The 24,264-nt window shown below is 67.1% G+C and carries 22 protein-coding genes and 1 pseudogene; 8 read left to right on the forward strand and 15 right to left on the reverse strand.

The features are described from left to right. On the forward strand, positions 1-558 hold a 558-nt coding region (locus tag A7D27_RS28520; RefSeq protein ID WP_218188491.1), incomplete at its 5' end, for a YceK/YidQ family lipoprotein. A 97-nt stretch (positions 559-655) separates the two neighbouring features. Here the strand turns inward: A7D27_RS28520 and A7D27_RS27330 are convergent. The 5 genes and pseudogenes from A7D27_RS27330 to A7D27_RS18095 form a co-directional block, all read right to left on the reverse strand. Further along, a pseudogene (locus tag A7D27_RS27330) lies at positions 656-847 on the reverse strand (hypothetical protein); the annotation flags it as partial. Between the two features lie 290 nt (positions 848-1,137). Then, positions 1,138-2,487: an aminotransferase class III-fold pyridoxal phosphate-dependent enzyme gene (locus A7D27_RS18080; RefSeq protein WP_069561215.1), complete on the reverse strand. Its 1,350-nt coding sequence runs from the start codon at positions 2,485-2,487 to the stop codon at positions 1,138-1,140. A gap of 11 nt (positions 2,488-2,498) precedes the next feature. After that, complete coding sequence (locus tag A7D27_RS18085; protein ID WP_069561216.1) at positions 2,499-3,920, reverse strand: aldehyde dehydrogenase family protein; 1,422 nt, start codon at positions 3,918-3,920, stop codon at positions 2,499-2,501. A 68-nt stretch (positions 3,921-3,988) separates the two neighbouring features. Beyond that, complete coding sequence (locus A7D27_RS18090) at positions 3,989-5,443, reverse strand: APC family permease (protein WP_069561217.1); 1,455 nt, start codon at positions 5,441-5,443, stop codon at positions 3,989-3,991. 211 nt (positions 5,444-5,654) lie between these two features. Next, positions 5,655-6,458 (reverse strand): helix-turn-helix domain-containing protein, encoded by an 804-nt coding sequence (locus A7D27_RS18095; protein ID WP_069561218.1) that lies wholly within the window; start codon positions 6,456-6,458, stop codon positions 5,655-5,657. Between the two features lie 84 nt (positions 6,459-6,542). On the opposite strand from A7D27_RS18095, the gene panB reads away from it, so the two are divergent. Beyond that, positions 6,543-7,373 (forward strand): 3-methyl-2-oxobutanoate hydroxymethyltransferase, encoded by an 831-nt coding sequence (gene panB, locus A7D27_RS18100; RefSeq protein ID WP_069561219.1) that lies wholly within the window; start codon positions 6,543-6,545, stop codon positions 7,371-7,373. A gap of 17 nt (positions 7,374-7,390) precedes the next feature. On the opposite strand, the gene A7D27_RS18105 is transcribed toward panB, so the two are convergent. The 3 genes from A7D27_RS18105 to A7D27_RS18115 all read right to left on the reverse strand — a co-directional run bounded on the left by A7D27_RS18105 (position 7,391) and on the right by A7D27_RS18115 (position 12,968). Further along, positions 7,391-8,401: a two-component system response regulator gene (locus A7D27_RS18105; RefSeq protein ID WP_069565645.1), complete on the reverse strand. Its 1,011-nt coding sequence runs from the start codon at positions 8,399-8,401 to the stop codon at positions 7,391-7,393. Beyond that, positions 8,398-12,099: a PAS domain S-box protein gene (locus A7D27_RS18110; protein ID WP_069565646.1), complete on the reverse strand. Its 3,702-nt coding sequence runs from the start codon at positions 12,097-12,099 to the stop codon at positions 8,398-8,400. The genes A7D27_RS18105 and A7D27_RS18110 overlap by 4 nt, the downstream gene beginning before the upstream one ends. A 143-nt stretch (positions 12,100-12,242) precedes the next feature. Next, the gene (locus A7D27_RS18115; RefSeq protein WP_069561222.1) at positions 12,243-12,968 is read right to left on the reverse strand and encodes a dienelactone hydrolase family protein; all 726 of its coding nucleotides are present in this window, start codon (positions 12,966-12,968) and stop codon (positions 12,243-12,245) included. Positions 12,969-13,227: 259 nt separating this feature from the next. Between A7D27_RS18115 and A7D27_RS18120 the strand changes: the two genes are divergently transcribed. Next, on the forward strand, positions 13,228-13,830 hold the full coding sequence (locus A7D27_RS18120) for a hypothetical protein (RefSeq protein ID WP_069561223.1): 603 nt from the start codon (positions 13,228-13,230) through the stop codon (positions 13,828-13,830). Then, positions 13,827-14,414: a hypothetical protein gene (locus tag A7D27_RS18125; protein WP_069561224.1), complete on the forward strand. Its 588-nt coding sequence runs from the start codon at positions 13,827-13,829 to the stop codon at positions 14,412-14,414. The genes A7D27_RS18120 and A7D27_RS18125 overlap by 4 nt, the downstream gene beginning before the upstream one ends. 68 nt (positions 14,415-14,482) lie before the next feature. Here the strand turns inward: A7D27_RS18125 and htpG are convergent, their stop codons facing one another. From htpG to A7D27_RS18145, 4 genes are all read right to left on the reverse strand, one after another. After that, a complete protein-coding gene (htpG, locus tag A7D27_RS18130) occupies positions 14,483-16,387 on the reverse strand; it encodes a molecular chaperone HtpG (protein ID WP_069561285.1) in 1,905 nt (634 codons plus the stop codon). A gap of 157 nt (positions 16,388-16,544) precedes the next feature. Next, complete coding sequence (locus tag A7D27_RS18135; RefSeq protein WP_069565647.1) at positions 16,545-17,786, reverse strand: MFS transporter; 1,242 nt, start codon at positions 17,784-17,786, stop codon at positions 16,545-16,547. 48 nt (positions 17,787-17,834) lie between these two features. Next, positions 17,835-18,278, reverse strand: a complete 444-nt coding sequence (locus A7D27_RS18140) for a PaaI family thioesterase (RefSeq protein ID WP_069561226.1) — start codon at positions 18,276-18,278, stop codon at positions 17,835-17,837. After that, complete coding sequence (locus A7D27_RS18145) at positions 18,275-18,739, reverse strand: PaaI family thioesterase (protein ID WP_069561227.1); 465 nt, start codon at positions 18,737-18,739, stop codon at positions 18,275-18,277. Before A7D27_RS18145 ends, A7D27_RS18140 begins: the two co-directional genes overlap by 4 nt. Before the next feature lie 118 nt (positions 18,740-18,857). Between A7D27_RS18145 and A7D27_RS18150 the strand changes: the two genes are divergently transcribed. After that, positions 18,858-19,076, forward strand: a complete 219-nt coding sequence (locus A7D27_RS18150; RefSeq protein ID WP_069565648.1) for a hypothetical protein — start codon at positions 18,858-18,860, stop codon at positions 19,074-19,076. Positions 19,077-19,165: 89 nt separating this feature from the next. On the opposite strand, the gene A7D27_RS18155 is transcribed toward A7D27_RS18150, so the two are convergent. From A7D27_RS18155 to A7D27_RS28790, 3 genes are all read right to left on the reverse strand, one after another. Further along, positions 19,166-19,555: an MAPEG family protein gene (locus A7D27_RS18155; RefSeq protein WP_069565649.1), complete on the reverse strand. Its 390-nt coding sequence runs from the start codon at positions 19,553-19,555 to the stop codon at positions 19,166-19,168. After that, the gene (locus tag A7D27_RS18160; protein ID WP_069561230.1) at positions 19,552-20,280 is read right to left on the reverse strand and encodes a DUF599 domain-containing protein; all 729 of its coding nucleotides are present in this window, start codon (positions 20,278-20,280) and stop codon (positions 19,552-19,554) included. Before A7D27_RS18160 ends, A7D27_RS18155 begins: the two co-directional genes overlap by 4 nt. A 313-nt stretch (positions 20,281-20,593) precedes the next feature. After that, positions 20,594-20,872, reverse strand: a complete 279-nt coding sequence (locus tag A7D27_RS28790; protein WP_240919494.1) for a hypothetical protein — start codon at positions 20,870-20,872, stop codon at positions 20,594-20,596. A 12-nt stretch (positions 20,873-20,884) separates the two neighbouring features. On the opposite strand from A7D27_RS28790, the gene A7D27_RS18165 reads away from it, so the two are divergent. From A7D27_RS18165 to A7D27_RS18175, 3 genes are all read left to right on the forward strand, one after another. After that, positions 20,885-21,976 (forward strand): amino acid deaminase, encoded by a 1,092-nt coding sequence (locus tag A7D27_RS18165; RefSeq protein ID WP_256557184.1) that lies wholly within the window; start codon positions 20,885-20,887, stop codon positions 21,974-21,976. A gap of 75 nt (positions 21,977-22,051) precedes the next feature. Then, complete coding sequence (locus A7D27_RS18170) at positions 22,052-23,404, forward strand: gluconate:H+ symporter (RefSeq protein ID WP_069565651.1); 1,353 nt, start codon at positions 22,052-22,054, stop codon at positions 23,402-23,404. Then, positions 23,404-24,261, forward strand: a complete 858-nt coding sequence (locus tag A7D27_RS18175) for a MurR/RpiR family transcriptional regulator (protein WP_069561233.1) — start codon at positions 23,404-23,406, stop codon at positions 24,259-24,261. Before A7D27_RS18170 ends, A7D27_RS18175 begins: the two co-directional genes overlap by 1 nt. The last annotated feature ends 3 nt before the right edge of the window (positions 24,262-24,264 follow it).

The following is a 24,264-nucleotide window of genomic DNA, read 5'->3' on the forward strand; positions in this document are numbered from 1 at the left end:
CAGAAGGATGAGCACTCGCACCTTGGGTTTCATGTGGCGCCGGTTCATGAGTGGCCTGATTGTCGCTCTCGCTGCATGGGCCCTTGGGGTGGAAGCCTACCCCCGCTTTCGCCTACGAAAAAGACCACAACCCACCGCTGGATGCCGAAGGCGAACGCTGGTTCCAGCGCGCCCGCGCCCTGGAGAAACAGGCGGGCATCCGGAACACCAGAACCTGTCCGCACCAGAACCTTGGAGCACCTATTGAGCCTTAATCCAAAACAGGTGAGCCCTTTTCAAATGAAGATACGTCGGCTTTCCCTAACACTTGTATTCAGCCTTTGCTCAGGCTGCGGCACCTTTGCCGCAGAAATCGCCAACGGCCCGTACTGTCCTTATCAAGGTGTGCTACTGGACATTCATGCGATGACCAGCTGGGAGGCGATCAAGGCCATGCGAGGGTTTGGTATTCCGCTTGGGTTGATCGATCTGCCTTTCTCCGCAGTGATGGACACCTTTGTCCTGCTCGAAAGCTCTGAACGTATAGACCCCGAACAATGTCCCCGGAGTTATCGCTAGAGGCGAGCCACAAGACCTTCCACTGGCCATTGCATAGCCTTCACCCTGCCGTTCTGCTTGGTTCCAGTGGCGGCCGGCAGCCTCTACTCCCACCGCCCTAGAATGGCACCGCCACCACCAGTTGGCTGTAGACATGGGTGCCATTGCCGCCCACCTGGTTGCCGCCGTTGCGGGCGCTTTTGTACGGCTGGTAGAGGACGATCAGCGGCGTGATGATCAGGCGCTCGGTGGCCGCCCATTCGACGTAGAGGTCCAGTTCGCGGGCGTCCAGGTCGAGGCTCCGGCGGTCGTGCAGGGTGCGGAAGTCGCCCAGCGTGCCGTCGTAGTTCTTGCGGCTGTTCATCCAGCTGAACACGGCGAGGACATCCGCGTTCAGGTGGGTGTCGTCGTCGGCGTAGGGCTCATGGGCGCTGGCCTGGCCGCCGAGCCCCAGGGCCAGGATGAACCCGCCGGTGATGGCCTTGTCAGTTTTTCGTTGCTGCATGACTGATGCTCCTCATCCGCGCTGGGAGGTTGTTGTCGGTCTTCTGGGCAGAGGAAGGCCCGCGCGGCGCTGGCCGCGCGGGCGGGGCCGCGTGGTCAGCGGTTCTGGGCGAGCGCTGCGTCGAGCGCGGCCGCGAGGGTGCCGGCTTCGTCCAGGGTCAGGGTCAGCGGCGGCGAGAGGATGATCTTGTTGCCCACCGGGCGTACCAGCACGCCTTCGGCACGGGCGCTCTCGGCAATGCGGGCGGCGTGCTCGGCAGCCGGGTCCAGGGGTTGCCGGGTGCGTTTGTCGGCCACCAGGTCGAGGGCGATCATCAGCCCCTTGCCACGCACCTCGCCCACCACGTCGTAGCGTTCGGCCAGGGGCAGCAGTTGCTCGATGAGCGCGGCCCCGACCCGTGCGGCGTTGCCGGGCAGGTCCTCGGCTTCGACGATGTCCAGCACCGCCAGGGCGGCGGCGCAGGCGGTGGGGTGCCCGCTGTAGGTGTAGCCGTGCATGACCACGTTGCTGAAGCCGTGGCCGTGCTCGATGGCGTCGCTGATGCGCTGGTTGAACAGCGTGGCGCCCAGGGGGATGTAGCCGGCGGAGATGCCCTTGGCCAGGCAGAGGATGTCGGGGGCGACGCCCCAGCCACGGCTGCCGAGCATGCAGCCGGAGCGGCCGAAGCCGGTGACCACCTCGTCGGCGATCAGCAGGATTTCATGGCGGTCGCAGACCTCGCGCAGGCGCTTCCAGTAGGTGGCCGGCGGCACGATCACGCCACCGGCGCCCTGCACCGGCTCGGCGATGAAGGCGGCGATGCTCTGGGCACCGAGCAGGGCGATCTGCTCGTCGAGCTGGCGGATGCAGTACTCCACCAGTTGCTCCGGGTCGCGGCAGTCCCAGGGGTTGCGGTAGAGCCAGGGGGTGTCCAGCAGGTGGCAGCCGCCCAGCAGCGGGCCGTGGTTATGGTGGTACACGCCGTTGCCCCCCACCGAGGTGCCACCGATATGCACGCCGTGGTAGCCGTTGCGCAGCGACAGGAAGCGCGTGCGACCGGGCTGGCCGGCGGCGATCCAGTACTGGCGGGCCATCTTCAGGGCGGTTTCCACGGCGTCCGAGCCGCCGGAGTTGAACAGCACCCGGGTCATGCGCTCCTGGGCGAACATCGCGGTGAGCCGGTCGGCCAGGTCGAAGACCCGGGGGTGGGCGATGCCGTCGAAGGTCTGGTAGTAGGCCAGTTCGTCCAGTTGCGCGGCGATGGCGGCCTTCACTTCGGCACGGTTATGCCCGACGTTGACGTTCCACAGCCCGCCGACGCCATCCAGCAGGCGGTTGCCGTCGATGTCGGTGATGTGGTTGCCATCCCCCCGGGCGATGACCAGGGTCTTGCCGCGATGGGCAGCGGCGGAGGCACTCATGGGGTGCCAGAACTTCTTCTCGGCGGTCTTGTAACGCTCGTACATGGTGCGGCTCCTCACTGGCTTTCTTGCTTGCGTACGTAGAGCAACTGCTGGGTGGTGAACTCCAGCAGGCCCTCCAATCCGAACTCGACGCCGAAGCCGGAAAGCTTGCAGCCGCCGAAGGGGGTGTTGGGCTGGATCTGGGCGTGGCAGTTGACCCAGGCCACGCCGCTTTCCAGGCGCTGGGCGAGTGCCTGAGCCTCACCGGCATCGGCGCCCCAGACGGAACCGCCCAGGCCCATGTCGCTGGCGTTGGCGCGGGCCAGGACGTCCTCGACATCGCGGTAGGCGATCAGCGGCAGCACGGGGCCGAACTGCTCCTCGTCCACCAGGCGCTGGCCGTCGGTGACGTCGGCAACCAGGGTCGGCGGGTAGAAGAAGCCCTCCCGCTCCAGCCGTGCGCCGCCACACAGCACGCGGCCGCCCCGGGCCTGGGCATCGGCCACCAGGTTCTCCACCAGCGCCAGTTGCTCGGCGTTCTGCACCGGGCCAAAGGTGACCTCGGCTTCCAGGCCGTCGCCGATCACCTGGCGCCCGGCCAGTTCGACCAGGGCCTGGGAGAACGCCTGGTACTGGGACTCATGGATGTAGAGGCGCTTCAGCGCGGCGCAGGTCTGCCCCATGTTGAGGAAGGCGGCCTGGAAGATGGCCTCGGCCACCGGCTCCACCGGCGTGCCGGGCAGGACGATGCCGGCATCATTGCCGCCCAGCTCCAGGGTCAGCCGCTTGAGGTTGCCGGCGGCGGCACGCATCACGCTCTGGCCGGTGGCGGTGGAGCCGGTGAAGACGATCTTGCGGATGCCCGGGTGGCTGGCGATGGCGCCGCCGAAGCCGCGCTCGCCGGTGACGATGTTGATCACGCCCCGGGGCACGTGGCGGGCGATGATTTCCACCAGCTTGAGGGTGCTCAGGGGCGTGAGGCTGGAGGGTTTGCTGACCACGCAGTTGCCGGCACGCAGGGCGGGCATGATGTGCCACACGGCGATCATGAACGGCCAGTTCCAGGGGGTGATGGAGGCCACCACGCCCAGCGGCTTGTGGTGCAGCTCGATGCGCTGGGTGGGGGTGTCCTCCACCAGCCGCACGGGGATCTCGCTCTCGGCGCTGTAGCGGGTCCAGGCGGCGCCGCCCATGATCTCCGACATCGCCAGGGCGAAGGGCTTGCCCTGCTCCTGCACCACCAGGGTGGCCAGGGCCTCGGCTTCGGCCTCGATGTCGTCGGCGATGCGCTGCAGGGCCGTGCAGCGGATGGCGTGGCTGCTGGCCCGCCATTGGCGGAAGGCCACCTGGGCCGCGTGCACGGCCTGGTCGACCTGGTCCAGGGAGCCGGCGGGACACTGCGCGAAGGCACGCCCGGTGGCGGGGTTGATCACCCCGAAGTGACCGTTTTCGCCTGCTACCCAGGCGCCGTCGATGAGCATTCGATAGTCGTGCATGACCGTCCTCCATTAACTTGCCACCGCTTGGGCCGGCGGCCACAGGGTTTGCGTTGGGAAAGGCGCCGCTACAGCGTGTGGCTGCCCAGGGCGTTGAAACGCTCGGGGGAGCGCTTGCGCAGCCGCGCAGCCATGGCGACGCCGAGCAACAGCGCTACCGGGATCACCGCACACAGCCCGTAGGACAGGAGCTTGCTGGAGCCGGTGAGCACGTCGAAGTGCAGCACCGCGATGCCCAGCACCCCCAGCAGGGCAATGCAGGAGAAGCCCGGGAGGATGCGGCTGCGCAGGATGCCCAGGCGCAGCTCGGGGTGGCGGCTGAAGTACACCAGCAGCGCCGCCGAGGTCAGTGCCATCAGCAGCACCAGGCAGAGGGTGGCGAGGCTGGAGAACCAGGCGAACAGCTGCAGGATCGGGTCGGCCCCCAGGGCAGCGAAGACCAGCACCACCACTGCCGCGATCAGGCTCTGCAGGGCCGACCCCATGTGCGGGCTCTGGTGCAGCCGGTGGGTGGTGCCGAGCTGGCGCGGCAGCAGGCCGTCGCGGCCGATGGCGAAGAAGTAGCGGGCGGCGGCGTTGTGGAAGGCCAGCAGGCCGGCATAGATGCTGACCATGAACAGCACGCGGATCAGTGAGGTCAGGCCCGGCCCGACGAAGTGGTCGGACATGCCGTAGATGAAGGTGGTCGGGTCCGGCAGGGCCAGCAGGGTCGGAACGATCTTGTCGACCCCGACGCCGATCACCAGGGACCAGATGGACAGCGCATAGAAGCAGCCGATCAGCAGGACGGAAGCGTAGGTGGCGATGGGGATGGTGCGCTGCGGGTCCTTGGCCTCTTCGCCGTAGATGGTGGTGGCCTCGAAGCCGATGAAGGCGGCGAAGCAGAACAGCAGGCCGATGGCGGGCGCGCCGCTGAGGACATGGGACGGCTCGAAGGAGGCGAAGTTGATGCCGCTGTCGCCGCCGCTGCGCAGGATCGCCACGTCGAGGGTGAGGATCGCCAGGTACTCGGCAATGACGATGACCGACAGCAGCCGTGCCGAGAGGTCGATGTTGCGGTAGCCGAGGATCGCGATGCTGAGCATGGCCAGCAGCGAGTACGCCCACCAGGGCAGGTCCAGCCCGAAGACGCTGGACAGGGTGCCGGCCGCGACGCCGCCGAACATGCCGTAGAGCCCCACCTGGAGGATGTTGTAGGCACACATGGCGAGGACGCCGGCGGCACCACCCGCCAGCCCGCCAAGCCCCCGGGAGGAGAAGGCATAGAAGCCGCCGGCGTTGGTCACATGGCGGGACATGGTGGTGTAGCCGACCGAGAACGCCAGCAGCACCAACAGCGCCAGGACCAGCAGCGCCGGCGTGCCCGGGCCGTTGCCCAGCATGATGCCGATGGGAAAGCCGCCGGCGATGACGCTCAGCGGGCTGGCGGCGGAGACCACGAAGAAGATGATGAAGCCGACGCCCAGTGCGCCGCGCCTCAGCTCGTTGGATGAGGAGCCGTTGACCAACATAGATACGCTCATTTTCTTGACCTTGTTGTATGAGGCAGCCGATGTGAGGTTGTCCGGGAACCGGATGGAGCTTGTTGTTGTGCAATCACAGGCAGGTTCGATCCTAGGGAGATCCCCCCGGGTGCGTTAACCCAAATCGGCAGCATCGGTCACCGTCGCGTGCAGGGGCGACGGCCAGGTCAGGCGGGGGGAGGCGCGCCGGTCGGGCGGCCTCCCGCGTCGGTCAGGCGGCCCCGCCCAGGCGCTTGGCCCAGGCGCCCGGGGTGCAGCCGTAATGGCGCTGGAACAGGGCGATGAAAGCGGAGGTGGAGTCGTAGCCCAGCTCGCCCGCCAGCGCGGTGACGCTGACGCCTTCGGCCAGGCGCGGCAGTGCGGCGAGCAGACGCAGACGTTGCCGCCATTCGCTGAAGGAGAGTCGCGTCTGGGCCTGAAACAGCCGTGCGAGGGTACGGCGGGTGGCGCCCACCTCCTGGGCCCAGGCCTCGATGCCACGCCCGTCGCCGGGGTCGGCGCGCAGGCTGTCGGTGATGCGCCTGAGGCGCGGGTCGGTGGGCAGCGGCAGCTTGAAGGGGGCCTCGGGCAAGGCGCGGATCTCGTCCACCAGCACCCGCAGCAGGCGCGCTTCGACGCCGTCCTCGGGGTAGTCCGGGGCGAAACCGGCAGCGCGCTCCATCAGCTCCCGCAGCAACGGGGTGACCTGCAGCACGGCACAGGGCCGCTGGAAGCCATCGAGGATGCTGGCGTCCAGGTAGAGGCTGCGGAACTCCAGGGTGCCTTCGCTGGAGGCGGTGTGGGCCAGGCCCGGCGGGACCCACAGGGCGCACTGTGGCGGCACCAGGTAGCTGTGGTCTTCGGTCAGCACCTGCATGAGCCCGGAGCGGGCGTAGGTGAACTGCACCCAGGGGTGGCTGTGCAGGGCGATGGGGTGGCCCCCAGGAATGTCGAACATGCGCGGGTACACCGGGCGCGGCAGGCGCGCGCAGGTGGGGATCGGCGGGATCACGGCATCTTGTCCCCGGTGCGGCATGGGCTGTCTCTTCTGCTCAAGTGGGAAGCGAAAGGCCGATGGTAGCCTGCCTCGCGTTTCCATTGCCCTACCCCGGAGTCCGTCATGAGCAGCCACACCCGCATTTCCCGCATCAGCGTCCCCGAACTCGCCCGGCGCAAGGGCCCCGGCAGCATCGTGTCGCTGACCGCCTACAGCACGCCGATGGCGCGCTGGGTGGACGCCCAGGCGGACCTGATCATCGTCGGCGACTCGCTGGGCATGGTGCTCTACGGCCTGCCCAGCACGCTGGGGGTGAGCCTGGAGATGATGATCGCCCACGGCCAGGCGGTGATGCGCGGCTCGGAACGGGCCTGCGTGGCGGTCGACCTGCCCTTCGGCAGCTACCAGGCCAGCCCGGAGCAGGCCTTCCACGCTGCGGCGCGGGTGCTGCAGGAAACCGGGGCGGCCGCGGTGAAGCTGGAGGCCGGCGAGGCACTGGCCGAAACGGTGGCCTTCCTGGTGCAGCGCGGCGTGCCGGTGCTGGCCCATGTGGGGCTGATGCCGCAGCAGGTGAACGTGCTGGGCGGCTTCAAGGCCCAGGGGCTGGATGCGGCCGGCGCCGAGCGGGTGCGCCGCGATGCCCTGGCGATGCAGGCAGCCGGTGCCTTCGCGGTGGTGCTGGAGGGCATCGCCGAGCCCCTGGCCCGGCAATTGAGCGAGGAACTGGCGATCCCCACCATCGGTATCGGCGCGTCACCGGCCTGCGACGGCCAGGTGCTGGTGACCGAGGATGCGCTGGGCCTGTTCGGTGACTACCAGCCGCGCTTCATCAAGCGCTATGCGGCGCTGGCGCCGAGCATCGAGCAGGCCCTGGCGGCCTATGCCGAGGATGTGCGCCAGGGGCGCTTCCCGGAGCTGAGGCATTGCTTTGGTGTGAAGACGATGGTGGGCTGAGGCCCCCTGGGGCGCGGTTACGCCATGTGCCCTTCTTCGGCCCAGCGCGCCTTGACCTCCAGCACGGCGGGCAGTTGCTGGATGAACAGCTCCACCAGGTCGGGGTCGAAGTGCTGGCCGCTCTGCTCGCGGAGGAAGGCCACCGCCTCCTCCACCGGCCAGGCCAGCTTGTAGGGGCGCTCGCTGGTGAGGGCGTCGAATACGTCGGCAATGGCGACGATGCGGCCCTCGATGGGGATGTCTTCGCCCGCCAGGCCGTTGGGGTAGCCACTGCCGTCCCACTTCTCGTGGTGGGTCAGGGCGATGCGCTGGGCCATGCGCAGCAACCCGGAAGGGTGCTCGCCGATGATGGTGGCGCCGATGCTGACGTGCTGGCGCATCACCGCCCACTCGTCCGCATCCAGCTTGCCGGGCTTGCGCAACACAGCGTCGGGGATGCCGATCTTGCCCACGTCGTGCATCGGCGCGGCGTTGAGCAGGTCGTCGCAATCGGCATCGCTCCAGCCCAGGGCGCGGGCGAGGATGCGCGAGTAGTGGCTCATGCGGATGACGTGCAGGCCGGTCTCGTTGTCCTTGTACTCGGCGGCGAGGCCGAGCCGCTGGACGATCTCCAGGCGGGTGCGCTTGAGCTCGTCCAGGCGCACCAGGGACAGGTGGGTGCGCACCCGCGCCTTGACGATGGCCGGGCTGACCGGCTTGGTGATGTAGTCGACGGCGCCGACCTCGAAGCCCTTGGCCTCGTCCTCGGTATCGGCCAGGGCGGTGACGAAGATCACCGGGATCTCGCAGGTGGCTGGGTCGTTCTTGAGCTGCTGGCACACCTCATGGCCGGTCATGCCCGGCATCATCACGTCCAGCAGGACCAGGGCGGGCCGCTCGCGGCCGGCCAGTTCCAGGGCCTTGGGCCCGTCCTTGGCGAACAGCAGGCGGTAGTCGTCCTGGAGAATGTGGCGCAGCACCTGCAGGTTGGTGGGCTCGTCATCCACCAGCAGCAGGCACTGGCGCGGGTCCGGCGAAGTCGGGCTCATGATGGGGATAGCTCTCCTGTCTCCAGCCACGCCTGCAGCTCGGTGAGCTGCTGGAGGGCCTGGTCGAAGTCGAAATCGTCAATGGCATGTTGCAGCGCCTGCAGGCGCGCCTGGGCGGCCTGCCCCTCCAGCCCATGGCGCAACAGGGCGTGGGCGTCGTCGTCCAACCCACCACGGGCCAGCTCGGCAGCCAGACGGCGACTGGCCTCCAGCAGGGCCTCCCGCGGGACCGGCGCGGACGCCGCCTCGGCCTGCTCCGGGAACACCGGGACCGCCGCACGGACACGGATCATGATAGCCGCCAGTTGTTGCAGCAGCGCCGCCAGGGCCTGCGGCTGGCCGCCGCTGCCAGCGTGCTCCAGCTCGGCGGCGCAGGCGGCCATCTCGTCCAGCCCGAGGTTGGCGGCAGCGCCGCGCAGACGGTGTGCATTGACCACCACGTCAGTGAAGTCACCCTGCCGCGCCGCCTCGCGCAGGTGCTCGAGGAGGCGCTCCTGCTCGTCGAGGAAGCGCACGATGGCGGTGGCCATCTGCACGGCACCGCCCCAAAGGTGCTGGCCCCGGACCCAGTCGAACAGCCTGTCCGGGTCCGCCTGTGACAGGCCCTTCGCGGGACCGGCGCTGCCCTCCCCGGCCTCCCCCCCCAGCAGCCGGCCCATTTCGCAGAGCAGCTCGGCCATCTCCAGGGGCTTGCCGGCAAAACCGTTCATGCCGGCGTCCAGGGCGTTCTGCCGGTCGCGGTCGAGCACGCTGGCGGTGAGGGCGATGATCGGCACAGGGCGCCGTCCGGCAGCCTGCTCCTGCTGACGAATCGCGCGACTGGCCTCCAGGCCGTCCATGCCGGGCATCTGCACGTCCATCAGGACCAGGTCGAAAGCCCGCTCGCCGAAAGCGGCGACCGCGGCCGCGCCGTCTTCCACGCCGTGCACGCTGTGCCCCAGGCGTTCGAGGTTGAGGGTGAGCAGCTCCAGGTTCTGCGCCACGTCGTCCGCTGCCAGGATGCGCAGCGGCGGCAAGGTGGGCGAACTCTGACGCAACGCATTGACATGAGCGCGCTCGCCGGCGGCCAGCGGCACTTCGACGGTGAACACACTGCCCGCGCCTTCCCGGCTCTCGACACGGATGCGCCCGCCCATCAGCTCCACCAGTTGGCGGGAGATGGTGGTGCCCAGCCCGGTGCCGCCAAAACGCCGGCTCATGGAGGCGTCAGCCTGGGCGAAGGGGTCGAAGATCTTCTCCAGTCGGTCGGCGGCGATGCCGATGCCGGTGTCATGAATGGCCAGGCGCAGGGCACCTGGGGTGCCGTCCACCACCAGGCGCACGCGGCCGCGCTCGGTGAACTTGACGGCATTGCCCAGCAGGTTGGTGATCACTTGCTGCAGGCGCAGCGGGTCGCCGCGGAAGTAGTCGCCCAGGTGCGCGGCATAGTCCAGTTCCAGGCTCAGGCCCTTGCGCTCGGCGCCCAGGCGCTGGGAGTCACAGACCTGCTCGCAGAGTTCGCGCAGGGAGAAATCGATGTCCTCCAGCTCGATGGCGCCCCGGTCGAGCTTGGCGGTATCGAGGATGTCGTTGAGCAACCCCAGCAGGGAGCGGGAGGAATGCTGCACGGTGCGCAGGTGACGGCGCTGGGTCTCGTCCAGGGGCGTGTCCAGCAGCAGTTCGGTGAAGCCGATGATGGCGTTCATCGGTGTGCGGATCTCGTGGCTCATGTTGGCCAGGAAGCTGCTGCGGGCGGCGGCGGCCTGCTCGGCGCGGTCGCGGGCGTTGCGCAGGTCCTGCTCCATCATCCGCCGCGGGGTCAGGTCGGTGGCCAGCTTGAGGATCTTGAAGGGGCGGCCGTCGGCATCGAGGATCGGGTTGTAGGTGGCCTGAATCCACACGTCGCGGCCGTCCTTGCCGAGGCGGCGGTACTCCCCGGAGCGGAAGTGACCCTGGCGCAGGTCCTCCCAGAACAGGCGATAGCGCTCGCTGGCCACCAGGGCTGCATCGCAGAAGATGCGGTGGTGCTGGCCGATCAGCTCCTCGCGGGTGTAGCCGAACAGGTCGAGGAAATTCTCGTTCACCTCCAGCACCTGGCCAGTGAGGTCGAACTCGATCAACGCCATGGCCTTGCTGATGGAGGTGACCTTGCCTTCGTACTCGGCATTGCGCAGTTTGGTCTCGGTCTGGTCCAGCAGCACGCCATCCACCCAGCGCGGGACGCCCTGGTCGTCGAGGTCGACGCTACCGCTCTCCCACACCCAGTGCTCATGGCCGTCACGGTCGAACAGGCGGTACTCCACCACGTAGCTGCGTCCCAGGCGGGCGGCGTCGTTCACCTCGTCCAGCACCCGCTCGCGGTCGTCCGGGTGGCACAACTCGATCAGCGAGCGCTCGCCACTCATGAAGGTCTCCGCCGGCCAGCCGGTGACGCGGCGCACGGCATCGCTGACAAAGCGGGTGCTGCAACGCTCGTCCATCAGGCAGCGGAAAGAGACACCGGGAATGTTGCGGATCAACGACCGGTATTGCTGCTCGCTGTCGCGCAGGGCCTGTTCCATGGCCTTGCGCTCACTGATGTCGGCGACGAACACCACGAACCAGGGATTACCGTCGCGCTGGGTCACGCCGAGGCTGACGCGGACGGGGATCTCGCGTCCGTCACGGGTGATACCCGACAGCTCCAACTCGCTACCGGAGAGCCGGGAGAGGCCGGTACGGCGGTACTGATCCAGTGCCTCGGTGAACTGGCGGGTATGCCGCTCGGGCATGAGCAGGCCCATGTGCTGCCCGATCAGCTCGTCCGGCCGCCAGCCGTACAGGCCGGAGACGGCATTGTTGACGGAACGGATGATGCCCTGGTGATCGATGGTGAAGATCACCTCGAAGGCGGCATCCAGCAGCGAATTGAGGTGGTCGCGGCCGGACTCCAGCTCACGGTACAGCTCGCGGTAGCGCAGCAGGCCGTTGACCGCTGCCACCAACAGGCTGAAGGCCACGGTGGCCATGGCCACCGCCATCGCCAGGTAGGCCGCCCCGACCACAGGGCGCGGGATGCTGAACTCCTCGACGCCGGTGAAGCGTGCCGCCGCCATACCGGTGTAGTGCATGCCGCTGATGGCCAGCCCCATCACCGTGCCACTGAGCAGGATGGCCCAAACGCCGCCAACACGCCCCCGCAGGCCGAAGCGCACCCACAGGGCGATGATCGCCAACACCACCGCAACCAGGATCGACAGCCCGAACATCAGCGGGTCGTAGCGCAGCAGCGGCGCCAACTGCATGGCGGCCATGCCGCTGTAGTGCATGGCGCCGATTCCGGCCCCCACCAGCACGCCGCCGGTGGCGAACTGCACCAGCGACACCCGGCGACGTGCCAGCAGGTTGAGCGCAATCCAGGAGGCGAACAGGCTGGGCAGCATCGAGAGCACGGTCAGGCCGGGGTCGTAGCGCACGGCTGCACACAACTGGAAGGCCAACATGCCGATGAAGTGCATGGCCCAGACACCGCCCCCCAGGGCCACAGCCCCCGTGACGAGGGCCAGTTGGCGGTACAGCGGGACGCGGCTGAGGCGAGCCATGCCGGCCAGTTGCAGGGCCATGGCGGAGGTGAAGATGGCGATGCAGACCGACAACAGCACCAGCCAGGGGTCGTGACTGCCGAAGACCAGCAGCGTGGGCTGGTCGTGGTCGAAGAAAAACCGGGAGAGATCGAACATCGGATGGGTCTCGGGGCAGCGACTGGCATGTCTGGAGTCAATGCCCTCTTGCCCATCCGGTCAAATGCCGGCAGGCGCAATCAGGGGGCGGGACTCCGGCAAAATGCCATCATCCCATTCCCTTGCCAAGCGCCGGCTGGCCGCTACAGGAAGACTTCATCCAGCAATGCGTCCATGGCGGCGAAGGCCCGCCGTGCCACCTTCGGGTTGTACTGCGCGACGCCGGGGCGATCCGCTTCGGGGTCGGTGAAGGAATGCACCGCCCCGCCGTAGCTGAGCAACTGCCAGTCAACCCCGGCGGCGCTCATTTCCTCGGCGAAGGCCGGCAGTTGCGTGCGCGGCACCAGCGGGTCGGAGGCGCCGTCCAGCACCAGCACGGCACCCTTGATGTGGCGGGCATCGGTGGGGTCGGAGGTGTCCAGCGCGCCATGGAAGGAGACGAAGGCCTTGAGCTCGGCCCCGGCACGGCCCAACTCCAGCGCGCAGGTGCCGCCGAAGCAGAAGCCGAAGGCCGCCAGGCGCTGGGGATCGATGGCCACCGCGTGTTGTGCAAGCAGGGCCTGCAACGCGGCCTGCATGCGGCGGCGCAGCAAGGCGCGATCCTCCTTCAGCGGCTGCATGGCAGCAGCCGCCGCCTCGGCATCCTTCGGCCGCACCTCGGCGCCATAGAGATCCGCCACCAGCACCACACGCCGCTCCTCGGCCACCTGGCGCGCCGTCTCCACGGCGGTCTCGGTGATGCCGAACCAGTTGGGCGCCATCACCAACCCGGGGCGCGGGTCCTGCACGCTGGGGTCGTAGACCAACTGGCCTTCGAAGGCCTGCCCGTCGAGTTCATAACGGATGGCATGGGCGCGGATCTGGGTCATGGATCACCTCTCTCGGGACGGATGGGTCGGGCAGCCACTCGGCGGGGCCTCATCGGCCGGCAGTGGAGCTTAGCGCTACCGCGCACCAAGCGCATGCGACCGTTTGGACAGGCTCCGCCGGCCATTCGTGCAGGGTTTCGCGTTTCGCTGTATGGGATCACGGTGCCCCGTTGCAGCGGCGCCATCATATCGGCATCATCTCGCCGCCGTTTTCCCGGCACCAAGAACACTCAACCATTTCCCTCACAAGGAGCGTGACATGAAGGGGCCTTTCGCCGCTGTCCTTCTCGCCCTGTCGATGCTGACCGGGTGCGCTACCGTGCCCCAGGGCACGGACTTCCCCACTCCCGACAAGACCGCCACCACCAGCCAGCAGAGCGTCGCCCTGGCCAGCGTGGAGGTCACCGACAAGACCTTTGTCAACTGGAATGCCGGAAAGACCCAGTCCACCGGCATGACCCTCAGCCTGGGCAACTACCTCAAGGCGAGCAATCGGTTCAGCAACGTGCGCATGCCCGGCCAGGCCATCACGGCCGATGACCAGGTGCTCTCGTTCAGCTTCGACACCTACAACGTCCACCGTCGGCCCTATGGCGGCTACTTCCCCTTCGCCATCGTGACCCTGACCGGCTACATCTGGTTCGGCGGCACGACCCACATCGACGAGTCCAACGTCAGCGGCCGCCTCCAGGTCAGCGATGCACAGGGCAAGCTGCTCTACAGCTACCAGACCCGCCAGCACGCCGAACACAGCGTCTCGCTCTACTCGATGGGCACCGTCAACGGCAGCCCGGAGCGCCGCAGCGCGCTCGACGACCTGCTCAACCAGTATCAATCCGACCTTGGGAAACACACGAAATGACCCGTCTCCTGCGAATCTCCGCCCTCTTCCTGGGCCTGGCCCTGCTCACCGGTTGCGCGGGCTTCCGCTCCGGCGAAACCGCTGACCTGGGCGCCTGGCCGGCGGCCAAGGAACAGAAGCCTTCGATGCGTTATGTCGTGGAAGGCCAGATCAGGATGAACGATGAGCAAAGCGCCGTTCCACCGGCTGCCGTCAAAGCGTGGTCAGACATCGTCGGCAAGGCCTACAAGGAATCGAACCTGTTCTCCTCGGTCAATGAAGGCTTCGGCGATGCGGACATCACGGCGGAAGTGAAGGTGACCAGTGACGGCCACGGGAGCATGGCACTGGCTTTCATCAGTGGCTTCACATTCGCCGTCATCCCGGCAACTGCAGAAGAGCATGTGATCACTGAAACCATCTACCGTGATCGCAGCGGGCAGGAACTGGCCAGGCTGTCCAAGCAGGATGGCGTCCGCACCTGGTTCCAGATTCTCCTGCTTCCGGGTGCTTTCATTGCCAACCCCTTTACCCAGCTGAATCAGGTTCACTACGACAACAACAAGGCCACCATCCTGGAGGCCAGCAAGCAAGGCATCTTCTGATCGCCAATGCCCCATGAAAAAGCCCGCTGACGCGGGCTTTTTCATGGCAGCGGTTACGACCGTTCGACTCAGGCGGAGAGTTCCACCAGCAGCTTGTTCAGGCGGCGCACGTAGGCGGCCGGGTCCTTCAGGCTGTCGCCGGCGGCCAGGGCGGCCTGGTCGAAGAGGATGTGGGACAGCTCGCCGAAGCGCTCTTCATCCTGCTCGTTGTCGAGCTTCTCGATCAGCGGGTGGCTGGGGTTGAACTCGAAGATGGGCTTGGAGTCCGGCACCTTCTGCCCGCTGGCTTCGAGGATCTGGCGCATCTGCAGGCCCAGGTCCTGTTCGCCGATGGCGAGGATCGCCGGGGAATCGGTCAGGCGGTGAGAGACACGCACCTCGGCCACCTGCTCACCCAGTGCGCCCTTCAGGCGCTCCACCAGCCCTTCCTTGGCCTTGGCGACTTCTTCCTGGGCCTTCTTGTCCTCTTCCGAGTCCAGCTTGCCGAGGTCCAGGTCGCCACGGGCGACGTCGACGAACTGCTTGCCGTCGAACTCGGTGAGGTAGCTCATCAGCCACTCGTCGATGCGGTCGGTGAGCAGCAGCACTTCGATGCCTTTCTTGCGGAAGACTTCCAGGTGCGGGCTGTTCTTCACCTGGGCGTAGGACTCGCCGGTGAGGTAGTAGACCTTGTCCTGGCCGTCCTTCAGGCGGCCGATGTAGTCGGCCAGGCCGACGCTCTGCTCGCCGCTCTCGTCGTGGGTGGAGGCGAAGCGCAGCAGGCCGGCGATCTTCTCCTTGTTGGCGAAGTCTTCCGCCGGGCCTTCCTTGAGGACCTGGCCGAAGTTCTTCCAGAAGCCCTTGTATTGCTCGGGTTCGTTCTTGGCCAGTTTCTCCAGCATGTCCAGCACGCGCTTGGTCAGTGCCGACTTCATGGAGTCGATCACCGGGCCGTTCTGGAGGATCTCGCGGGAGACGTTCAGGGACAGGTCGTTGGAGTCCACCACGCCCTTGATGAAGCGCAGGTACAGCGGCAGGAACTGCTCGGCCTGGTCCATGATGAACACGCGCTGGACGTAGAGTTTGAGGCCCTTCGGCGCTTCGCGGTGGTACAGGTCGAACGGTGCGCGGCCCGGTACGTAGAGCAGCGAGGTGTATTCCAGCTTGCCTTCGACCTTGTTGTGGCTCCAGGACAGCGGGTTCTCGAAGTCATGAGCGATGTGCTTGTAGAACTCCTGGTACTCCTCGTCCTTCACCTCGGTGCGCGGACGGGTCCACAGGGCGCTGGCGCGGTTGACGGTCTCCCACTCGGGCTCGGCCGGCTTGTCCTTCTCTTCGCCGTGGTGCTCCTTCGGCAGTTCGATGGGCAGGGCGATGTGGTCGGAGTACTTCTTGATGACGTTGCGCAGGCGCCAGCCATCGGCGAACTCTTCCTCACCGGCTTTCAGGTGCAGGACGATGCGGGTGCCGCGCTCGGCCTTCTCGACGTTGGCGATGTCGAACTCGCCCTCGCCGCGGGAGGACCAGTGCACACCCTCGGCGGCGGAGAGGCCGGCGCGGCGGGTGAACACGTCCACCTTGTCGGCGACGATGAAGGCGGAATAGAAGCCCACGCCGAACTGACCGATCAGGTGCGAATCCTTCTTCTGGTCGCCGGAGAGGTTCTTCAGGAAGTCGGCGGTGCCGGACTTGGCGATGGTGCCGAGGTGGGCGATGACTTCATCGCGGCTCATGCCGATGCCGTTGTCTTCGAGGGTGACGGTCTTGGCGTCCTTGTCGAAGCTCACGCGGATCTTCAGCTCGGCACCGCCTTCGAGCAGCTCGGGCTTGGCCAGGGCTTCGAAACGCAGCTTGTCGGCGGCGTCGGAGGCGTTGGAAATCAGCTCGCGGAGGAAGATTTCCTTGTTCGAATAGAGGGAATGGATCATCAGGTGAAGCAGCTGCTTCACCTCGGTCTGGAAGCCCAGGGTTTCTTTTTGAGTTTCCACACTCATGGTCATCTAGCTCCAAGGACGGTTGAAGCCGCAGGGGCGGCGGATGTCAGCCGAGATGGGGCCATGCTGTGGAATTTCAAGGGCTTTTTTCACACGACGCTACGAGCGGCGTCGCCAGGATGCGCGGGAGCGCACGCCTGGCGGGGTGGAAGCGGGTTCAGGGCTCCAGCAATTCGATCCGGGCGATTTCTTCGGGGCGCAGCACGAAGCTGGCGGAACCGGCACCGGAGACGTTGCGCTGGATGACCACCTGGCCATCGGGGTTGATCCCGGTGAAGCGCCCTTCCACCTGGCTGCCTCGGGCGGTCTGCACCCGTACCGTGAGGTTCTGGTAGCGGTTGGGGTTGGTCAGCAGGCGTTCCAGGGAAAAGCGCTGGCGGCGGTCCACCGGGCGGCTGGGGCGCGCCTCTTCGGGCTCGGCCTCGGCGGTGGCGGGCTTGGCCTCCACGGCGGGCAACGGCGGGAAGGCATCACCACGAATGGTCCAGCCACGCAGGTCGCTCTTGAGGAACTGCAGCGGCAGGCGCTGGGCCACGCCGTCGATGCGGGCCTCCACGTCCAGGTCCAGGTCACGGGACGGCAGGCTCACCGGGGGCAGATGGGTGACCTGCACCTCGCGGGTGGCGAAACGACGTTGCAGGTAGTCACGGGCGACGTAGGCCAGGGTGTCCTGGGAGTCGTGGCGCAGATCGACCTGGCCGTTGACGTAGCGCAGGCGGTCGGTGAACAGCTCCAGATCGCCGCTCAAGGTGGTGCGCAGTTGCGGCGGCAGCACCAGGTGGAAGCCGCCGGCCAGCGTATTGGGGCCGGTGCGCTTGAGGTCCAGGTGCAGGGTGTAGCCCTTGCTCAGGCGGCGGGCCTCCGGCAGCTCCTGCTCGGGGAGCAACCAGCTTATTTCCACTTCGGGCTTGCTGCCCGGATCGTCCGGGAGAATGTCCAGGCGCACGTCGCCCTCGGGCTGGCTGGGCAGGCGGATGCTCACCTCGCGGCGGGCGAAGAAGTCCTGCCCTTCGCGCAGGCTCAGCACACCTTCGATCAGCTCGGCCTGCTGGGGCATGAAAGGCTGGCCGTTGAGTTCGCCTCGCAGGTGGATGACCAGTTCGCCCGGGGCCTGCTTCTCCGGCTTGGCCCAGTCGAGGCTGAGCAGCGCGTGCAGGCGCTCGGGGTCGCGGTAGGCGAGCATGGTCAGGCCCACCACCAGTGGGATGATGCCCAGCGCAAGGAGCATCACGGCCTTGCGCGCAGTGCGCCAGTGCGCCGCGATGTAGGCCAGGGTGATCGGCGGCAGCAACAGGCTGCCGAAGCCCCACAGCAGGCTGGTACCGAAAGCCAGCATGACCAGCCAGACCAGGCTGAAGAGGATCGACAGCAGGCCGCCGAGGATCAGGAGTGCATCCATCCAGGATTCCTTGTTGCATGGACCGGGCACATCGCGCCCGGCCACGGGTCAGGGTTCGTCGACCTTGAAGTGGGCTCGAGCAGTGGCAATGGGCTCGGTCTGAGTGGTTTGCCAGGCGGTGATGGCGACGTTGGCGACACGCCGCCCCTGTCGCCAGACCTGGCAGTGGGCGTAGGTGTCACGATAGTGCCCGGCGCGCAGGTAATCTATCGAGAAGTCGATGATTTTGGGCAAATGTGGCGTGCCCATGAAGGTCAGCAGGTGCAGCATCGCCGCGTGTTCCATGAACCCCGCGATCACCCCGCCATGGATCGCCGGCAAGGTCGGGTTGCCAATGCTGTCCTTGCTGGCGGGCAGGCGAAAGACCATGTCGTCGCCCAGCCGCAGGCACTCGATACCCAGCAGACGCGCATAGGGGATGGCGCTCACCAGGGCGTCGTAATCGTTCTTCTCGTGGGCTTCGCGCACCAGGGCGCTCAGGTCCAGGCTCATGCCGCACCTCCAGCTTTGCCGGTCTTCCCGCCAATGGCCTTGCCCATGCGCATGAAGGCGCCGACCACGTGGGCGATAGGCTGCTCGGGGTCGTCCTGGTAGGCGTAGCCACGGGTGAAGATCACATTCGGTGTGACGCGGTAGCACTCGGCGAACCCGTAGACGTCCTTGTTCGGCTCGGCCGGGTGCATGTAGTCGATGCGCAGGTCCAGGGTCGGGCAGATCTCGAAGGACGGCAGCACGCATACGGTGGAAATGCCGCAGGTGGTGTCCATCAGGGTGGTGATGGCGCCGCCATGGATCACGCCGGTCTCCGGGTTGCCGATGATCTGCTCGCTGTACGGCAGGCAGAGGGTCAGGCCCTTGTGGTCGGCGCTGTGTACGCGCATCCCGAGGACCTGGCAGTGACGCAGCACAGCGAGGAATCGCTGGGCGTTGTCGAAGATCGGGTTTTCGCTCATCCGGTACTTCCCATGGCGTTGGCGGTAAGGCGCGCATGATACCGCCGTCGGTCAACCGCCGGGCAGCCCCGGCTGGCGGCCTCATGCCCTAGCGTCCGCCTTGTCCAGGAGGACCACCGTGCGCAAACACTTCGCCCTGCCCCTCTGTCTCGCCCTCACGCTGGCGCTCAGTGCCTGCGAACCCACCACCGAAGACCGCCTCGCCGCTGCCGAGGAGTCCGCCTCCCAGGCGCTGGACTTATTGCTCGCGGCCAGCCAGCCGTCCCAGGACGAGCCGGCATGCCCGGCCACCCGGGACGCCTACGCCGGGCGGCCGTCCGCCGCCCGTGGTGGGTGAGGTTGCGCATACTGGCTTGAAGGGCCAGGCGCTGCTCGGCTGGCAGCGCTCGGCAGAAATGCGCCCCGGCCTGACCGGGGCCATGGGGATCAGAGTGCCGGGCTGAGCATCAGCACCAGGCAGCACAGCAGGCTGACGAACCAGGCCAGGCTGCGCGGGGTCGACAGGTCGCGCCAGTAGCAGAACAGGAACACCAGCCGCGCCGCGATGAAGGTCAGCGCCAGGCCATCCACCAGCCAGCCACGGGTATCGGTGGTGTGGGCCATCAGCACCCCGGCGACGAACAGCGGGAACATCTCGATGCTGTTGATGTGCGCCGCCAGAGCCCGCGCCCCGAAACCGGTGAGGCGCGCCTGCTGAGCCCGGGGGTTGTGATTGTCGTAACCACTGCCCTCCTCCTTCATCGCCTTGCCCACGGGAATCCGTGCGATGTAGATCAGCAACGCGGCGAAGAACACACACCAGAACGGCAGACTCATTCCTCTTTCTCCTTGGGCGGCTCGGGTGCCCGGGTCGGGGTGTAGACCATCACGTCCAGAACAGCGGAATGGAACTCGCGGCGGTACAGCACCAGCACCACGCCCGCCGTCACGATCATGAAGAACCAGGGGTTGATGAACCAGGCCAGCATGGCCAGGCCGAAGTAGTAGCTGCGCAGGCCCAGGTTGAACTGGTTGGCCGCCAGGGAGATGACCCGTGCGGCGCGCACGGCGAAGTCCTTGCGCTCCTGATCACCCACGTTGCGCTCGCCGATCAGCGGGGCCGAACCCACCAGCACGGCGGCGAAGTTGTACTGGCGCATGCACCAACTGAAGGTGAAGAAGGAATAGACGAACACCACTGCGATGGACAGCAGCTTCACCTCGGAGATGCCGCGGGTGGCCGACTGCACGAACGGCAGGTCGGCGAGGACCGACACCGCGCGCTCGGTAGAGCCCAGCACGGTGAGCACGCCGGCGAGGATGATCAGGGTGCTGGAAGCGAAGAAGGAAGCATTGCGCTCCAGGTTGGCGATCACGCTGGCATCGGCGATGCGGTTGTCGCGCATCAGCAGCCGACGCATCCAGTCCTCGCGGTAGAGGTGCATGACCGAGGCGAGGCAGGGGGTGTCGCGACCCTTCCAGATGGCGTAGCGGGTGTAGCCGACCCAACAGATGATGAACCAGATGATTGCGATGACGTTGTGCAGAGCGTGGCTCGACATGGAGGCTCCTATGCAGAATGCCGCGCATTATAGCGGCCGACAGTCGCCCAGGTGCGTGCGGACAGCACGTTGCGCAGGCCTGCCGAACCACCGTCCCCACCCTCGCATCCGACCGGATGCCGGAAGACTCATGGAGAGTTCGAGAAGCGGATAGAACCGATCAGGACGGGTTGCGCCGTCCCATACCGGGACTGCAATCGACCACAGCGGCTGATGAATTCGATCCCGACCCAGCCAGCCTGAGCAAATCTCACCTCAGGAATCCGACACCCCCTTTCTGAAGCCCCGCCTCATCCCTGGATCTGCGACTGATTCACCTGGCTGACAGGAGTGCATCGGCCAACGCCTGCTCGCGGTTGCCGGCCAGTGGCGCCCTCCACAACGGATTGGTACTTCTTTTCACAAAGCCATGGAGGAACACGCGGTGGATGAAAATAAGTTTCAAGAGCGCCCCCTCGATCCCAACGGCAAAGGCCTGGGCCCGAGCCCTGCCAACAGCCGCATTGGCGATGTCCCGATGCTGGGCTGGGAGCTTCTCGCTGACGATGTCAGCTTGCCCGTAGCCGTCCTGCGCCAGGATCGTATCGAACACAACCTGGCCTGGATGAGCCGGTTCATCCAGGCCTATGGCGTGCAACTGGCCCCCCATGGCAAGACCACCATGAGCCCGGCGCTGTTCCACCGGCAACTGGAACACGGCGCCTGGGGCATCACCCTGGCCACCGCGCCCCAGGTCCAGGCCGCACGCAACCACGGCGTGCGCCGCGTGCTGATGGCCAACCAACTGGTGGGCAAGGCCAACATGGCGATCATCTCGCGCCTGCTCCAAGACCCTGATTTCGACTTTTTCTGCCTGGTGGAGTCGCCAACCAACGTCGAGGCACTGGGGCGCCATTTCAGCGAGGCCGGCCAGCGCCTGCGGGTGCTGCTGGAGTTCGGTACGCAGGGAGGGCGCACCGGCGTTCGGGATGCAGCCCAGGAAGCCGAGGTGCTGGCCGCCATCGCACGCTGGCCCCAGGCGATCAGCCTGGTGGGCTGCGAGGTCTACGAAGGCGTGCTGCAGGAGGAGCATCAGGTCCGCCAGTTGCTCGGCCATGTGCTGGAGCGCACCCGCCGACTGGCCAGCGAAGGCCGCTTCGGCGAACCCGAGGTGATTCTCTCCGGTGCCGGCTCCGCCTGGTTCGACGTGGTAGCGGAGACCTTCAGCGGCCAGGACATCGGCAGGCCGCTGCAGGTGGTGCTGCGCCCGGGCTGCTACCTGACGCATGACGCCGGCATCTACCGCGAGGCGGCCCGGCGCATCCACGCCAGCAATGCCGTGGCCCAGGAGATGGGCAGCAGCCTGCTCCCGGCATTGCAGCTCTGGGCCCATGTGCAGGCCCTGCCCGAACCGGGCCTGGCGATCGTGGGCCTGGGCAAGCGCGACGCCGCGTTCGATGCCGGCATGCCGCTGCCGGCGCTGCACCACCGCCCCGGCGAAGGAAACCAGCCGACAGCCGCGCCAGCGGCCTGGACACTCACACGGATGATGGACCAGCACGCCTTCATGGAAACGCCTCCCGACGCCGACCTGCGCGTGGGGGACATGCTGGCTTTCGACATCTCCCACCCCTGCCTGACCTTCGACAAGTGGCGCCAGCTTCTGCTGGTGGATGACGGCTACCGCGTCCGGGGCGCGGTGGAAACCTTCTTCTAGCCCCCATCCCACGAACGAGCCGCCCCGCCCCTGCGCGCGGGACGGTCGGCCTTTGCCTCGACCAAGGAGGACACGATGCCCGCCACCGCCGGCAGTCACCTGCTGCTCCACGCCCTCATCGCCATCATCGCCCTGGTGCTGCTGATCGCGCGCTACCGCCTCAACCCCTTCATCGTCATCACCCTGGTTTCCATGGGGCTCGCCCTCTCCGCCGGGATGCCTCCCCACGAGATCATGACCGCCTACGAGGCCGGCGTCGGCCGCACGCTCGGCCACATTGCGCTGGTGGTCGCCCTGGGCACCATGCTCGGCAAGATGATGGCCGAGTCCGGCGGTGCGGAACGCATTGCACAGACCCTGATCGCCTGCTTCGGCGAGCGCAATGCGCATTGGGCCATGGCGGCCATCGCCTTCCTGTGCGGCCTGCCGCTGTTCTTCGAAGTGGGCTTCGTGCTGCTGGTGCCCATCGCCTTCACGGTGGCCCGCCAGGTCGGCGTGTCGATCCTGATGACCGGCCTGCCCATGGTGGCCGGGCTGTCGGTGGTCCACGGGCTGGTCCCCCCCCACCCCGCTGCCATGCTGGCGGTGGGTGAATACTCGGCCCAGGTCGGGCGGACGGTCTTCTACGCCATCCTGGTGGGCGTACCCACTACGGCAATCGCCGGCCCGCTCTTCACCCGGCTGGTGGCACCGCGCATCCACCTGCCCGCCCACAACCCCATCGGCGAACAACTGCTCCGCGCCGAGGGCTCATCCGCTTCGCTGCCAGGCTTCGGCATCACCCTCGGCACCATCCTGCTACCGGTGGCGCTGATGCTGCTCGGAGGCTGGGCCGATGCGCTGAGCCCCCGGGGCAGCGGGCTCAACCAGGTTCTCTCGTTCGTCGGCAACTCGGTGGTCGCCCTGCTGATCGCCACCCTCTTCAGCTTCTGGAGCCTGGGGCTGGCGCGAGGTTTCAACCGCGACGCGATCCTCAAGTTCAGCACCGACTGCCTGGCACCCACCGCCGCCATCACCCTGCTGGTGGGGGCCGGTGGCGGCCTCAATCGCATCCTCATGGAGACCGGCATCACCACCGAGATCGTCGCCCTGTCCTCGCACTTCGAGCTGTCGCCCCTGCTGCTGGGGTGGCTGGTCGCCGCGCTCATGCGCATCGCCACCGGCTCGGCCACCGTGGCCATGACCACCGCCGCCGGCATCGTCGCCCCCATCGCCCTGGCCAGCGGCTACCCCCATCCGGAGCTGCTGGTACTGAGCACGGGTGCGGGCTCGCTGATCCTCTCCCACGTCAACGATGGCGGCTTCTGGCTGATCAAGGAGTACTTCAACCTGTCCGTGCTCCAGACCCTGCAGACCTGGACGGTGCTGGAAACACTGATCTCCCTGATCGCCCTGGCGCTCACCGGCGGCCTGGCGCTGGTGCTCTGATGGACATCCTGTACCTCATCCGCAGCCGCCGGGAAAAGCTCAGCGGCAACGCCGCCCGCATCGCTGAGGCAGTGCTGGACGACGTCGCCTTCGCCGCAGCGGCCAGCATCGACCAATTGGCCAACAAGGCCGGCGTGAGCAAGGCCGCCATGTCGCGCTTCGCCCGGCTGATGGATTGCGACGACCTGCGGGAACTGCGCCTCAAGCTGGCCCGGGCCTCGCGGGTCGGCCAGCGCTTCCTGGCGGGAGCGGCAACGCCGGTCTCGCCCTTCCACGGCCAGATGCTGGCGGACATCGAAACCAGCCTGCGCCGCCACCTCGACGGGCTCGACAGGGCACGCCTGGAGGCCGCCGTCGACCTGCTGGCCGGCGCGCGGCGCATCCATGCCTTCGGCATGGGTGGCTGCTCCACGGTGTTCTCCATGGAGGTGCAATACCGGCTGGTACGGCTGGGCTATCCGGTCTCCGCCTATCACGACCCGGTGATGATGCGCATGGTCGCCTCGACCTGCGCGGAGGGCGACGTGCTCATTGTCCTCTCCCTCACCGGCGCGCTCCCGGACATGCCGGACATCCTGCGCCTGGCGCGTGGCTATGGCGCCCGGATTCTCGCCATCACCCGCGAAGACGGGCCGCTGGCCCCACTGGCGGACGTGGTGCTCGGGCTGCACCTCGACGAAACCGACTTCATCCACAAACCGACGGCAGCCCGCTACGGGATGCTGCTGGTCATCGACCTGCTCGCCACGGAACTCGCCTTGCGCAACGTCGACGCCAGCCAGGAACTGCTGCGCCGGGCGAAGCTGGCACTGGACGAATACCGCCAGGACGGCGACCGACTACCACTGGGGGACTGAGGC

Source organism: Pseudomonas sp. 1D4, assembly GCF_001728925.1.
Taxonomy (GTDB): Bacteria; Pseudomonadota; Gammaproteobacteria; order Pseudomonadales; family Pseudomonadaceae; genus Metapseudomonas; species Metapseudomonas otitidis.